This window comes from Bradyrhizobium sp. 26S5, assembly GCF_036923295.1.
GTDB classification, from domain to species: domain Bacteria; phylum Pseudomonadota; class Alphaproteobacteria; order Rhizobiales; family Xanthobacteraceae; genus Bradyrhizobium; species Bradyrhizobium septentrionale.
Map to the genome: position 1 here is coordinate 1,930,665 of NZ_CP145948.1, position 13,184 is coordinate 1,943,848.

The 13,184-nt window shown below is 63.1% G+C and carries 12 protein-coding genes; 2 read left to right on the plus strand and 10 right to left on the minus strand.

Annotated elements, in window-relative coordinates:
- Positions 1-32: 32 nt before the first annotated feature.
- From fliN to V5279_RS09180, 5 genes are all read right to left on the minus strand, one after another.
- Positions 33-383, minus strand: a complete 351-nt coding sequence (gene fliN, locus V5279_RS09160; RefSeq protein WP_166303052.1) for a flagellar motor switch protein FliN — start codon at positions 381-383, stop codon at positions 33-35.
- 20 nt (positions 384-403) lie between these two features.
- The gene (locus V5279_RS09165) at positions 404-1,027 is read right to left on the minus strand and encodes a FliH/SctL family protein (protein WP_166303055.1); all 624 of its coding nucleotides are present in this window, start codon (positions 1,025-1,027) and stop codon (positions 404-406) included.
- The gene (gene fliG / locus V5279_RS09170; protein ID WP_029079136.1) at positions 1,027-2,112 is read right to left on the minus strand and encodes a flagellar motor switch protein FliG; all 1,086 of its coding nucleotides are present in this window, start codon (positions 2,110-2,112) and stop codon (positions 1,027-1,029) included. The genes V5279_RS09165 and fliG overlap by 1 nt, the downstream gene beginning before the upstream one ends.
- Before the next feature lies 1 nt (position 2,113).
- Positions 2,114-3,742 carry a flagellar basal-body MS-ring/collar protein FliF gene (fliF, locus tag V5279_RS09175; RefSeq protein ID WP_338696596.1) on the minus strand — a complete coding sequence of 543 codons (1,629 nt, stop codon included), beginning with the start codon at positions 3,740-3,742 and terminating at the stop codon, positions 2,114-2,116.
- A 174-nt stretch (positions 3,743-3,916) separates the two neighbouring features.
- On the minus strand, positions 3,917-4,192 hold the full coding sequence (locus tag V5279_RS09180) for a DUF1153 domain-containing protein (protein ID WP_002714638.1): 276 nt from the start codon (positions 4,190-4,192) through the stop codon (positions 3,917-3,919).
- 563 nt (positions 4,193-4,755) lie between these two features.
- Here V5279_RS09180 and V5279_RS09185 point away from each other — a divergent pair.
- Positions 4,756-5,535: an alpha/beta fold hydrolase gene (locus V5279_RS09185; protein WP_029079134.1), complete on the plus strand. Its 780-nt coding sequence runs from the start codon at positions 4,756-4,758 to the stop codon at positions 5,533-5,535.
- Positions 5,536-5,646: 111 nt separating this feature from the next.
- On the opposite strand, the gene V5279_RS09190 is transcribed toward V5279_RS09185, so the two are convergent.
- Positions 5,647-6,861 carry an OpgC domain-containing protein gene (locus V5279_RS09190; RefSeq protein ID WP_338701080.1) on the minus strand — a complete coding sequence of 405 codons (1,215 nt, stop codon included), beginning with the start codon at positions 6,859-6,861 and terminating at the stop codon, positions 5,647-5,649.
- 124 nt (positions 6,862-6,985) lie between these two features.
- Positions 6,986-7,165, minus strand: coding sequence for a hypothetical protein (locus V5279_RS09195; protein WP_166202918.1), 180 nt, complete (start codon positions 7,163-7,165; stop codon positions 6,986-6,988).
- Between the two features lie 544 nt (positions 7,166-7,709).
- On the opposite strand from V5279_RS09195, the gene V5279_RS09200 reads away from it, so the two are divergent.
- A complete protein-coding gene (locus V5279_RS09200; protein ID WP_166303070.1) occupies positions 7,710-8,687 on the plus strand; it encodes a helix-turn-helix transcriptional regulator in 978 nt (325 codons plus the stop codon).
- A 34-nt stretch (positions 8,688-8,721) separates the two neighbouring features.
- Here the strand turns inward: V5279_RS09200 and V5279_RS09205 are convergent, their stop codons facing one another.
- The 3 genes from V5279_RS09205 to V5279_RS09215 form a co-directional block, all read right to left on the minus strand.
- Complete coding sequence (locus V5279_RS09205; RefSeq protein WP_166303072.1) at positions 8,722-9,225, minus strand: T6SS effector amidase Tae4 family protein; 504 nt, start codon at positions 9,223-9,225, stop codon at positions 8,722-8,724.
- A 1,531-nt stretch (positions 9,226-10,756) separates the two neighbouring features.
- Positions 10,757-11,479, minus strand: coding sequence for a flagellar hook assembly protein FlgD (locus V5279_RS09210; protein WP_166303078.1), 723 nt, complete (start codon positions 11,477-11,479; stop codon positions 10,757-10,759).
- Between the two features lie 10 nt (positions 11,480-11,489).
- Positions 11,490-13,076 (minus strand): flagellar hook-length control protein FliK, encoded by a 1,587-nt coding sequence (locus V5279_RS09215; RefSeq protein WP_338696604.1) that lies wholly within the window; start codon positions 13,074-13,076, stop codon positions 11,490-11,492.
- Between the last annotated feature and the right edge of the window lie 108 nt (positions 13,077-13,184).

The following is a 13,184-nucleotide window of genomic DNA, read 5'->3' on the forward strand; positions in this document are numbered from 1 at the left end:
GCGCAGGTTCCGCGCGCTACCGTTGGGTCCGTTTAAGAACGTTCAGTCTTGATGATTTCGGTCATGGTCACGCCGAGCTTGTCTTCCACCAGCACCACTTCGCCACGCGCCACCAGGCGGTTGTTGACGTAGATGTCGATCGCCTCGCCGACGCGGCGGTCGAGTTCGAGCACGGTGCCCGGTCCGAGCTTCAGGAGGTCGCCGACGTCCATCTTGGAGCGGCCGAGCACCGCCGAGACCTGCACCGGCACGTCGAACACGGCCTCGAGATCGGCCGCGATGCGCGCGGCATTTTCGTCCTCGTTGTAGCCGATGTCGTCGATCCCGGGCGCGTCGGCGGAATTGAGATCGGGAAGCGGGACGTGGGTGTCGGTGTCGCTCATGGTTCAGCCCTCAATCGCCGTCAGCCGGCCTGGCCGCGGGACGCCAGATAGCGCCCGACGAGTTCGTTGATCTTGCCTTCGATCGCGGCACGTTCCAGCACCACGCCGCCGTCAGCCCATTCGATCCGGCAGTCGCCGGTCGCAATCGTCGGCTCGGCCAGGATCACCAGCCGTCCCTGGAAGCCGCTCTGCGCCGCCATCCGCTCGATATTGTCGTGCGCCGCCTCGTAGAGCGCGTCATTGATGCGGACCACGAGATGCGGCGTCGCCACCAGATGCGAGAAGCAGTCAGAGACCAGCGCGGTGATCTCGCCGAGCGGCTCGCGCGCAACCAGTTCGGTGCAGAGCTTGCGGGCGACTGCGACCGCGACGTCCACGGCCTCGGTCTCCATCCGCGTCTCGATGCCGGCAAAGCGCGCCGCGATGCCCTTGATCGCGGTGCCGATCTCTTCCAGCGCCTGCGCCGCGCGGCGGTCGCTCTCGACCTTGGCCTCGCGTAGCGCAGCTTCATAGCCGGCACGATACGCCCGCGCCTCGGCGTCGGCGACCTTCTGCGCGACCTCGGCCGGGGTCGGCGCGCGCTCGCGGGCGCGGTCCGGCGCCGAGAAATCCGTGTCGAACAGGAATTTCGCGGGCGCGGCCATCAGTACACCAGTTCGTCGTCGGCGCGGTTCTTGGTCAGCGTGATCTCGCCGCGGGCGGCGAGATCCTTGGCGAGGTTGACCAAGAGCGCCTGCGCCTCGTCGACGTCGCGCAGGCGCACCGGACCCATCGCGGCCATGTCGTCCATCAGCATCTTGCCGGCGCGGGAGGACATGTTGCCGAGGAAGAAGCTGCGCACCTCCTCGTTGGCGCTCTTCAGCGCGACGCCGAGCTTGTCCTTGTCGATGTTGCGCATCAGCGTCTGGGCCGAGGCAGCATCGAGCTTGATCAGATCGTCGAAGGTGAACATCAGCGCCTTGATGCGCTCGGCGGATTCGCGGTTTTCCTCTTCCAGCGAGGTGATGAAGCGGGTCTCGGTCTGGCGGTCGAAATTGTTGAAGATCTCGGCCATCACCTCATGGGCGTCGCGGCGGCGGGTCTGCGACAGGTTCGACATGAACTCGGTGCGCAGCGTCTGCTCGACGCGCTCGATGACTTCCTTCTGCACCGCCTCCATCCGCAGCATGCGGCCGACCACGTCGAGCGCGATGTCCTCGGGCAGGATCGCCAGCACGCGGGCGGCGTGCTCCGGCTTCAGCTTCGACAGCACCACGGCGATGGTCTGCGGGTATTCGTTCTTGAGGTAGTTGGCGAGCACCTCTTCCTGCACGTTGGAGAGCTTCTCCCACATGTTGCGGCCGGCGGGGCCGCGGATCTCGTCCATGATGCCGGTGACGCGCTCGGCCGGCAGGTACTGCTGCAGTAGCCGTTCGGTGGCGTCGAAATTGCCCATCAGCGCGCCGGAGGCCGACATCCGCGAGACGAACTCCAGCATCAAATCCTCGACCACGTCGGCCTCGACGGTGCCGAGCGTCGACATGTGGACCGACAGCTCGCGGACCTCCTCGTCGTCGAGCATCGACCAGATCTTGCCGCCATACTGCTCGCCGAGCGCCAGCATCAGGATCGCCGCGCGCTTCGGGCCGGGCAGCGGCTTGCCCTTGGGCCGGGCACTCTGCCGGTTCGCCAGCGTCGACAGGACGGTGGCGATGTCGTTGGCGTTGGTGGTCTGGGGTACTGCGGCCATCTCAGCTCTCTACCGGCTCGCTCAGCCATTGACGGACAATGGAGACGGTTTCGTTCGGATTGCGTTCGGCGAGCTCGCCGACCCGGTGCACGGCCTGGGCGTGGACCTGGCCCTGGATCTGGGCGACGTCGATCAGTTGCGCTGCGCCGCTGCCGCTCGGGATCAGCGCCTGGCCGGTCGTACCGGCGCTCTCGGCATGGGCTTCGGCCATCGCCGGCACACCCGCGCCGATCAGCGCCGGAATGGCGTCGGCCGCCACGATGCGCTTGACCAGCGGGCGGACCACCATGAACAGCACGACCAGGCCCAGCATCATCATCACGCCGAGCTCGATGACGTACATCACGTCATCCTTGGTGAATTGCAGCATGCCGAGCAGGCCGGTCGGCTCGGCGATCGGCTGTGTGGCGGGCGGTTCGGCGAAGCGCAGGTTGACGACCTCGACCTGGTCGCCGCGCTTCTGGTCGAAGCCGATCGCGGAGCGGACCAGGGTGGCGATGCGGTCGAGCTGCTCCTTGGTGCGGTCCTGATAGACCATCTCGCCTTTTTCGTTCTTGGAATAGGCGCCGTCGACCAGCACCGCGACCGAGATGCGGTTGACGCGGCCGGCCTCGGTCACCTCGGTCTTGGTGGTGCGGGAAATCTCGTAATTGTTGGTTTCCTCGCTCTTCTTGCTCTGGTCGCGGGCGCGGACGGCGTTGTCCTGGTTCTGGTTGCCCGGCAGCTCGTTGTTGACGGTGACCTGGCCGGAATTGTCGGCGGTGGCGCTGCTTTCCTCGCGGGTCTGGGTCGAGCGCAGCACGCGCCCCTCGGGGTCGAACTTGTCCGAGGTCTGGGTGATCTTGTTGTAGTCGAAGTCGGCGGAGAGCTGGACGCGGGCGCGGCCCGAGCCGACCACCGAGGAGACGATGTCCTCGACCTGCTTGCGCATCCGCTTCTCGAACGCGGCGCGGCGCTCGTCGCCGACCGTGGCGTCGGCATCGGATTGGGCGCCATCGGCCAGCAGCGAGCCGGCCTCGTCGACGATCGAGACCCGCTGCGGCTTCAACCCGTTGACCGCGGAGGCGACGACGTGGCGGATCGCCCGGATCTGCTGCGGCTCCAGCGCGCCGCGCACCCTGAGCACGATCGAGGCCGAGGGTTCCGGCGTTTCGCGCGAGAACAGCGGCTTTTCCGGCAGCACCAGGTGGACGCGCGCGGCCTGGACACGATCGATGGCGCGGATGGTGCGGGCGAGCTCGCCCTCCAGCGCGCGCAGATGATTGATGTTCTGCACGAAGCTCGTGGTGCCCAGGGCGTCCGACTTGTCGAAGATCTCGTAGCCGACGCCGCCGCCCTTGGGCATGCCGCCCTCGGCGAGCTTCATCCGGAGCCGCGTCACCTTGTCCTTCGGCACCATGATCGCGGCGCCGTCATTGCGCAGCTCGAACGGGATCGCCTGGCGCTCCAGCTCCTTGATGATTCCGGAGGAATCCTCGGTCGACAGGTCGGTGAACAGGGTGGTCATCTGCGGCGTGGTGACACGCATGATGACGAAAGCGAAGAAACCGATCAGGGCTGCGGTGACCGCAACCATGGCCCCGAGACGGGCCGCACCAAGACCTCTCAGGAAAGCAACCAGACTTTGCACCAACGGCCCCCAGGGATTCGGCCCAAGCGGGTCCGACTGGGCAAATATTGCCTAGGGTATGGTTTCCATATGGTTAACGAAGGTTAAGAACCGCGGCAAAATCGCGGACATGAAAAAAAACCGGCTTCGAAAAGCGAAGCCGGTTTTCGTCAAATGCCACGAGTACGGGCGGATTTACTGCCGGTACTGCTGGATCCGGGTGGTGCGCAGCCCGGCCAGACCATGCTGGTCGATCGAGAACTGCCAGGAAAGGAATTCATCGACGGTCAATGTGTAGCGGCTGCAGGCCTCCTCAAGGGAGAGCAGGCCGCCGCGGACCGCAGCGACGACTTCGGCCTTGCGGCGGATGACCCACCGTTTGGTACCGGGGGCCGGCAAATCCGCAATCGTTAACGGGCTGCCGTCAGGCCCGATGACGTATTTCACCCTCGGGCGATGGGGTTCTGTCATGGCGTACTCACAAACTCTCAACCACTGAACTCGCAAGAGGTAACCTACGCCCACCGGTTTAAAATTTGCCTAAGCCCAAGCGTTCAATACGAATCTCGTTGGACCGGCCGGGAACTGGGGGCGGATCGGGTGCCCGGGGGCCGATTGTTGGCCTGTCATCAGGCTCCGGAGCGAGCGGCACCCCTCTCCCTAACCCTCCTCCACAAGGGGGCGGGAACCCTTCTGACGGTGCGTCCCTTACGTCGCTTACCCGCAATTCCCTCGCATCTCACACGCTGTGCAATGTGAGGTAAGCACACTGCTCAGGCTCCCTGTCCTCTTTGCGGGGGAGGGGTGGGGGGAGAGGGGGTCCCGGGCGAGATAATCGACGTGAGACTCGCTTCCGCAATCATCTCGCGTGTGACAACATGTGTCGAAAGATTGCCGGACGGCACCTTGGTCAATTTTCCTTGACCAACACGACAGCCCCGCGCCGTAACGACGCGCGACCGCCTGCGTAGGAGAGATTGTCCGTTCACCGCAGGTGGACGCGCCCCTCCACTCACTCGATCCGAGCACTTGTCATGATGATGAACAGACGCACTTTCTCGACCGCCTTGCTTGCCGGCGCCGCGGCTTCGCTGGTGTCCTCGCGCGGTATGGCCGCAACCACGCCGCCGGTGAAGGCGCGCAACGTCGTGCTGGTGCATGGCCTGTTCGCCGACGGCTCCTGCTGGACCGAGGTCATTGCGCGCTTGCAGGCCGCCGGGCTCAATGTGACGTCGGTGCAAAATCCGTTGACCACGCTGCCGGAAGCAGTCGCCTCGGCGCAGCGCGTGCTCGATCGCCAGGACGGCCCGACGGTGCTGGTCGGTCATTCCTTCTCCGGCATGATCGTCACCGAGGCCGGCGTGCATCCGAACGTCTCGGCGCTGGTCTATGTCGCCGCGCGCGCCCCCGATGCGGACGAGGACTATACCGCGTTGGCAAAAACCTATCCGACGCCGCCGGCCAGCGCCGGCATCGTGTTCGATGGCGACGAAGGCCGGCTGTCGGAAGAGGCCTTCCTGCGCGATTTCGCCGGCGACCTGCCGGAAGCGAAAGCAAAGGTGCTCTATGCCGTGCAGCAGCCGTTCCACAAGCAACTGCTGGCCGGCAAGGTCAGCCACGCGGCCTGGCGCAGCAAGCCGAGCTACTACGCCGTCTCGACCGAAGACCGCACCATCAATCCGGATCTCGAACGCTTCATGGCGAAGCGGATGGGCGCCACCACGATCGAGGTGAAGGCGAGCCATCTCGCACTGATCTCGCAGCCCGACGCGATCGCGCGGCTGATCCTCGACGCAGCGGGACAATCGAAGTGAGCGTGGGCGCTAACCGTCCTTCGGAGCGCGCCCGCTTCCCCCACGCGCGATAACGAAAGCAGCCCTGGGGTGTGGCGACGCTCCCAGGGCCGCTTTGCGACTCGGTGCCGCCTAGAGGATGTGCGCGCCATGGCTGTCGAGGATGCCGTGATGGCTCGCGCGTGGAATCAAATCATGCACGACGGCATCGACGTCGACCTGTCGCTTGCGCTTGGTGCTGAGCGCGTTCAGTAGCGTGGCGACGAGGATCATCACCAGGACGCCGGCAAGACTGAGCACGATCTGCATCGAAAGCCGGTTCGAGATGTCGAACAGATCAAACCGGCTGACGAGCGCCAGCAGGACGCCGAGACAATAAATCGGCAGCGAATTCTCGCCACAACACCGCGCGCTGCGTAGAATCGGTGTCGATAGCCCCCGCCAGCCCTCGGGAACCAGCCATAACGCCACGATCGCAAGCGCCAGAAAATGCAGCAGCCGCAACGGACTCAAATTCGATTTGTCCAATGGAAACAATAGATCCGTCAGGGTCGGCGGGACCAGCTTGATGTCCTGGCCCAGCGCAAGGACCAGGCTGAACGCCAGATAGAGAGCAGAAAGAACGAGCGCAGGGCGCGACGTCACCCATCCTCGGATCCTCTTCCTCTCGATGACGTACCACGCGCCCAGCACGACCGGCAGCTGCCACGCCAGCGGATTGAAGAACCAGACGCCATCGGGCCAGGCAGGAACGCTCCAGCCGAAGACGTGCACCAGCACATAAAGCAACAACGAGATGCCAAGCGTCACGTTTGGAGCTCGCAGCAGCAGCCACAACAGCGGCGCGAACAATACGTGACAGATCACAAAGACCGGCAAGACATCGGTATTGACGGGGCGGTACTGCAGGACCGCCGCGTGCGCAAGCGTGGCGCCCGGACGCTCGAACAGAACCCGCGTATTGCTCTCGTCGGCAAGACGATCGCTGCCCGTGAGGTAGACGAGGATGGCGCAAGCGAGCGTAAGCAGCAGAAAGGCGGCATAGATGTCCCATCCCCGCCGCAGCGAACGGCCGATCATGCCGCTCCAGCCGTCACGCTGACGCGCCCTGCCGTAGGCCAGTGCGCAGGTCACGCCCGAGATGAACATGAATATCTCGGCGGCATCGCAGAAGCCGTAGTTGCGCAGTGTCAGCCAACTTCCGACGTTATTTGGAATGTGATCGAGAAAGATCCACCATAACGCGATCCCGCGGCAGACGTCGATGCGCGGGTCGCGGCCGGTCGATCTGAACTCCGGCGGAGTTTCGCCGATCAATCGCTTCGAAGTGTGGGTTCGATCAAGCATTTGTTGATCTGTCTGGCGTGCGCGCACGGCCTGATCGGGCACAGGTCCGTGAGACGATCGGATGCTCCGAGGCGTGCGCGTGCTGGACTAGCCTCCGGTCAACCTATGGGATTGCGCGCTGCAGCTATCCGATGGTTGGCGGCGCTTTCGCCGGCCAGCCACGTTCGTCGGGGCCAGAAGGATCATCGTCCTCCGACGGCGCCAGCAAGGTTCCGCCGATGACCGGTATCAAAAGCTGTTTCCGCATTTCGGCGAGGCGGGCACGGCAGTATTCGTGATAAAGCATGTCGAATATGGTGGACATGATCGAACCCTTTCCTGATCACTAAGGCTGACTTCCCATGTGACAGATTTCGACCATTTCAACCGGGGCCAAAAAACCAACGGTGCCGCCGGCAGTCCAACGAATACTGATAGCGATTTGGCCGGAGCGACCAAACAAAATCGAGACCAGTAGTTCTACAAGGGAGCCTTAGTGCGGCTCCTTAAGCTGGATCAATCGCAAACAGGGTCGTAGGGCTGATTTGCGCTTGCACTCTGCCAGGAATGTTTGAACTGGATCCGATGGCAGCAATCATAAATTGAGCCGTCACGACCGTATCCTCTTAAAGGAGAAAAATCGGCTGCGACTTTCGCGGATATCATACACGTAATATTCTGGCCACTGAGTGAACCAGTTCACACTACTATCAATCACAGGCAAATCAGACTAGCAGACCGATAGCGTGGCTTCTTGGACTCATGCGCACGGATCAAGAGCAGGCCGGTGCGTGAATTGCAAAATGCAGATTCGACGTTGGTGTGCCGCAGTACTTCATTCTGATGTTCTGTGAAGGCTGGAGGTCCCCATGCCTACGGACGCAGCCAATTTCATATCGTATCGATTTTCAACGCGCGATCTTCCGGAGCGGATTCGCATCCCCGCATGGCGCGAGCACTTTGGGCGATGCGTCGTGCATGCAGATATCGAGCCTCTATCGAACGTTCCGTTCGAGGCCGATGCGTCCCTGTATGCGGTTCGGGGTTTGCGTACGCTCGCGCTGAAAGGCACTTCCATGCGTTTCAAGCGCTTGCAAGCGAACCTTGCCGATGGTGATGACTCAATCGGCGTAATCTTCTGCTCTTCCGGCGGAAGCCAGCTGTCGCAGCGCGGCGGGGAAGTTGAAGTTCGCGGCAGCGATGCAATCGCAATTCTGCATTCCGAGCCCGTCAGCGTTACTTATGTCGAGGGATTGCAATTTGGTCTGGCCGTGCCGCGCGAGGTGCTTGCGCAGCGCTTGACTGACGTCGAAAGCCTGGCTATGCGGCCGATTTGGCACCGAACCGAAGCATTCCGGCTGTTCACGGCATATCTGAAGTCGGTCATTAGGACGAGGGCGCTGTCCGCCCCCAGGCTTCATGATACGGTCGTGACCCACATCCATGATCTCATCGCGCTCGCAATCGGCGAGGGGCCTGCCTTGGGCGAGAGCAGCGCGAGCGCCGTCGTGGCCGCTCGGCACAACGCAGTGCTCGACTACCTGGCCATACACTTTCAGGAGCCCGGGCTCAACGTTCAAACGGTCGCCCGTTGCCAGGGCATTTCACCTCGCTATCTGCAGCGCCTGATGGCGTCATCGGGGTCATCGTTCACCGAGCGCTTGAATGAATTGCGTCTGCAACGGGCGCTCAAATTGCTAACCGAGTCTCACGCCAGCCGTCAGCGAATTTCCGATATCGCGCTGGAGGTCGGTTTCTCGGATGTATCTTATTTCAATCGCCTGTTCCGAACGCGTTTCGGCGATTCGCCGCGCGGCGTCCGCCTCGCCCGAAAGGATTCTCACTGAGCCGATCCAGGCGATCGGCGTGCGGCGTGCCACGCTACTTGTTCAGGTCCCAGAAAAATACCCTGTCGCTTGTCACTGCCGAATACCAACTGCCAAAGTACATGTCAGCATCGTGTATCTGGCCATTCACCCAGATGTCGGTATGACCGATGTTACTGGTGTCAGTTGGTTCAAATATGATCACCCCGTTTCGGGCACCGATCTTTGATGTATTCGAAAACATTTCCCCTGAGCCGTACCGGTTATTGAGGTACTGCCGGAAATCGAGGGTGGAAAAAATATACTCCCAGCCATCCTTATCGATGAGAAACCGCACCTTTTTGACGAGTACGCCGCCCTTGCCGTAGTCGCCGTCGCAATTGATGTAGTGACCATCAACGTGGTTGAACGCCCAACACATTTTCGAGACGCACGTATTCTTGTGCCCGGGTTCGTCGTGAAACTTCTTTATGGGACCATTGATCATGGTCTTGAATTCGTCGGTCATGCTTGGGTGGTTAGCCAGCAAAGTGTTGAAGCTAATGTTGACGAAACCCATACTCTTTTCTCCGCAGCGCCGTTGCGCCCGAGCCTTGCAGCTCCGACGGGAAAAATTTGGCTTCTGGGACGACATCTGGAGGCGTCGTCGAAATGATGCATCCTAAAGCCGTGACCGTTACAGTGTCCACCGATGAGGGGCGCGACATCGGGACGCCGCGCCGCATGCCGACAGTCGTTTGGACGCTCAGCAGATAGTTGCCGAAGTCGGCTTCAGGTGAAAAGCAGATGGTGGGCAATGCCTGCCAGAGCACGATCCGCAAAAAGTGCGAAGCGGCATTCCGAAAAGATCATGCTTAAACAACGAGCTACAGCGCGATGACGATCTCATAGCGCTGTAGAGGCCGACGGAAGAACTGGCGCCGCTATCGCTAGATCGTTCTTCATTGCGGACGCGGTGTCGGTCGCCAGGAAAGATCGTCGGACCACAGGTAGATCGCGATCGCTGCGAGGCACAGTGCGATGCCGATCCAGAAGATTGGCGAATGGTGGATCGGCCGTCGATGGCCCGGAGCTGGCTTCATTCGATCAACTCATCTCGCGCGGGAGCAGTGAGGTGGCAATCACCCGGAATTGAGAGTGTCGCTCAGGCAGGACGTCCTCCGCAAGACCTTCATCACAGGCACGCCGCCAGCGCGGCTTCCATTTGCTGCAACATGCCAAAACGGACGCCAGGCGGCTCCTGCTCCCCGGGCGGCGTCAACCGGAGATGGATTCCGGGCTTCGCCGGTAGGATGAGTGGAGCGCAGCGATACCCAGCATTTTTATCCGCGCGGTGAGATGATGGGGTTTCGCTGCGCTCTACTCATCCTACGATGGACATCGTGATGGTAACCGGTGTTGCCAATTCGACACGACGGGCAACTCAGCAAAACCTGTCAATCCTCTGTAATAAAAATATTTCGGTTTTACGGAATGACAACTCGGTGTATGGTTCGCCCGTCTCACCCGATCGAGGGGCGCTTCGCGGTCGTCACGAACGCGGTGTGGGATGCGGTGGACGCCGAGCGTGGTGCTGACGAGAGCGCGCGAAGCGGACGGTGAAGTCGTGTGGTCCTGACGCCCTAGCGGCAGGTGTCTCGTCGCAACACGCGAACGCGTTTTGCGAAGGCGGTGACAAGCAAGCCCAGTCTCGCCGGGGAGAGCACGAAGTAAGCCGTAACCCATCGCGCAGGGAAAGCCGGATTGCTCCGGTTACACCTGTGGTCCTACCCCCGAGCTTTCTACCCTTTGCTCGGGGCCCACGGGTGCGATCGGCACCCGGCTTTCCCTGCGCCCTCTGTTCGAAGAGGGTGAAATGAAGAGCAAAGCTCGGACAAATCATGTCGCGAGAATGCGAAGCTGTGTCCCCACCCACACTGTCATCGCCCGGCTCGACCGGGCGATCCAGTACGCCGCGGCCATTCGGCTCAAGCACCGGCGTCTCTGGAATACTGGATCACCCGCTTTCGCGGGTGATGACACCGCGATGCTTGATCGTGAATCGAGAACAATCGCGTCCGTCGGCGCGGCGCAAGTCGGGACGACGTAGCTTAACTGCTGCCGCTCGACGTGCCGCGCACCACGCGCTTGATCTTGTCGGTGGTGTAGGTTTGCCCGCCGATCGAGAGCAGCGGTGGCGAGGCGGTCAGGTCGACGGAGTCGACGACGCCCTGCACTTCGGTGGAAATCGCGAGGTCCTTGCCACTGGAATCCTTGCCGGTGGCGGTCAGCGTGTAGGTGCCGGCCGGCCACTGCGTGCCGTCATTGCCCTTGCCGTCCCAGACGAAGCTGGCGTTGCCCTGCTTCAGGCTGAAATTGCCGGAATAGGCGGTTTGGCCGGTCGAGCTCGTGATCGTGATGGTGGCGCTGGTGGCTTGCGGGGACACCAGATTCCAGGTCGCCGATTTGTCGAACTGCGTCTTGCTGCCGTCGACCGCGACGGTGTTGCCGACATAGACCAGCGCCTGGGTCGACTGCGCGCTCTTCTCGATCTCGATCAGCGACTTCAGCTGGTCGTTGGATTTCAGCTGCTGCTCGACGCCGGCGAACTGCACGAGCTGCTGGGTGAACTGGTTGGTGTCGAGCGGATCGAGCGGGTTCTGGTTCTGCAACTGGGTCGTGAGCAACGTCAGGAAGGTCTGGAAATTGTCGGCAATGCCCTGCGACGACGTCGTCAAGCCGCTGCCGGAGCTGCTGCTGCTTCCGGAGCTCGTTCCGTTGCTGGTGCCCGGTGCTGAGACGACGGGCGTCGGCATGGTTGCATCGACTGACATCGTGAACTCCTTACACTCTGATATCGACGCCGCCGAGGGCGCCGGTTGTGCGTCCGTAGGAGCGGCCCGCCACCGCGGCAGGAACGCTGTCCTCCTCGGCGACGATCAAACGGTGGGCGTTCGGGTTGGGCTGGCCGTTGTTGTTCTGGCCCGACTGCGACTGGTCGCGCAGGCTGAACTGCAATCCGCCATTGCCGGTCGAGAGGCCGGCATTGTCGAGCGCGCGCTGCAGCTGGTTGGCGTCCTGGCGCAGCATCGACAGCGTCTCCGGGCGTTCGACCGTGAGATGCGATGTCACCTGGCCATTGCGATCGACATCGATGCGGACGTCGATGCGGCCGAGCTCGGCGGGGTCGAGCCGGATCTCGAAGCGGCTCTTGCCGCTCTTGGCGGAGGCTGCGATCTGCATCGCAAGCCCGCTGAGCGGCACGGCGGCGCTTTGCGCAGCGTTGGTCACCGTCAATTGCGCGGTCGCGGACGGCGGCGTCTGCGTGGTCGTCAGTTGCGGCTGGATTGCATTCGCCGCCTGCGCGGAGGGATCGGGCGTGGTGAGCTGGGTCGACGCAGCCGTGTGTCCGCCTACCGGCGGCGTTGGCGCGGCGCTGCCGTCGCCGCTCGCATCGGCCTTGATCGCATCGGCGGCACCGTCCACAGCCGCCTTCGCCTTGCCGGCGACAGCGGCGGCCGGCGCGGCTGCAGGAACGATGGTCGTCGGCGCAGCCGGTGCGGCGCCGCCGCTGCCCGTGGCTGCGCTGTCCTGGTCCGCAGGTGCCGTGGCGGTCGCGTCCTTTGCGGCCACCTGGACCTTGGCCTGCGTCGTCTTCGTCGGTGTTCCGGCGGCAATTGTTGCAGCGAGCGTCGCGTCGCCGGTCGCTGTCGCTGCGCCCTCGGCCGTTGTTGCATCGGCCGTGGTGATGACTGGAGTCTCGGTCTTGACGCCGGCCGCCTTGGCGACCTTGCCGGCATTCGCCGTCGTGGCCGCCGCCGTTGCGGTGTCGGCGCCGGCAGGCGCGCCGCTGCTGCCCGGCGCTCCCGTGCCGGCGATGGCCACGCTTGCCGCAATCGCCGCGGCCGCGATCGCAAGCGGTGCGGCCGGCTGGTCGGACGGCGTGGTGGCCGTCACTGCCGGGTCAGCCGCCGGAGCAGCGGTAGCGGCAGCAATCACCGCGGCGGCCGTGGCAGCACTGGATGGATTTGGCTGCGCAACGGCTTGCGTCGTGGCCGGCGTGTCATCGGTGGATGGCGTATCGGTGCTCGCGTCATCCGACTTGGATTTCGACTTGGTCTTGCGCGGCGCGTCGCTGTCGCTATCGACCTTCTTGTCGTCAGGCGAACTGCTGGAATCCCGCGTCCGGTCGGGGGCCGTCGTGGTGTCGCGGGAGCGCGTATCCGTCGTCGAGGACGAATCGTCGGAGCGGCGCGACGGCGCCGGTTGCGAGTCGTAGCGGCTCGAGTCGTTGCTGGACGAAGTGCTGCTGTCGACCAGCGCGGCAAAGCCGTCGTTCCCCGCCTGCGCGGCGGGGTCGGGCCGCGACGACCGCGGCGTCGTGCCCTGAAAAGACCGGCTTGCCAATGCTTCCGACGTGACGCTGACCACTGCCAACCCTCGCAAATGAGACTTCCGGGCTTTTGTCAGCAAGGAGCGGGCCAATCATGGCGTGCAATAAATACTCAGCTATTTCAGATGGTTACGTGTCGCCTTCAT

Bases quoted from the DNA above. Each gene is read 5' to 3' on its own strand.
- fliN (WP_166303052.1), bottom strand. From the start codon at position 383: ATGAGCGACACCGACACCCACGTCCCGCTTCCCGATCTCAATTCCGCC.
- V5279_RS09165 (WP_166303055.1), bottom strand. From the start codon at position 1,027: ATGGCCGCGCCCGCGAAATTCCTGTTCGACACGGATTTCTCGGCGCCG.
- fliG (WP_029079136.1), bottom strand. From the start codon at position 2,112: ATGGCCGCAGTACCCCAGACCACCAACGCCAACGACATCGCCACCGTC.
- V5279_RS09180 (WP_002714638.1), bottom strand. From the start codon at position 4,192: ATGACAGAACCCCATCGCCCGAGGGTGAAATACGTCATCGGGCCTGAC.
- V5279_RS09185 (WP_029079134.1), top strand. From the start codon at position 4,756: ATGATGATGAACAGACGCACTTTCTCGACCGCCTTGCTTGCCGGCGCC.
- V5279_RS09190 (WP_338701080.1), bottom strand. From the start codon at position 6,861: ATGCTTGATCGAACCCACACTTCGAAGCGATTGATCGGCGAAACTCCG.
- V5279_RS09195 (WP_166202918.1), bottom strand. From the start codon at position 7,165: ATGTCCACCATATTCGACATGCTTTATCACGAATACTGCCGTGCCCGC.
- V5279_RS09200 (WP_166303070.1), top strand. From the start codon at position 7,710: ATGCCTACGGACGCAGCCAATTTCATATCGTATCGATTTTCAACGCGC.
- V5279_RS09205 (WP_166303072.1), bottom strand. From the start codon at position 9,225: ATGGGTTTCGTCAACATTAGCTTCAACACTTTGCTGGCTAACCACCCA.
- V5279_RS09210 (WP_166303078.1), bottom strand. From the start codon at position 11,479: ATGTCAGTCGATGCAACCATGCCGACGCCCGTCGTCTCAGCACCGGGC.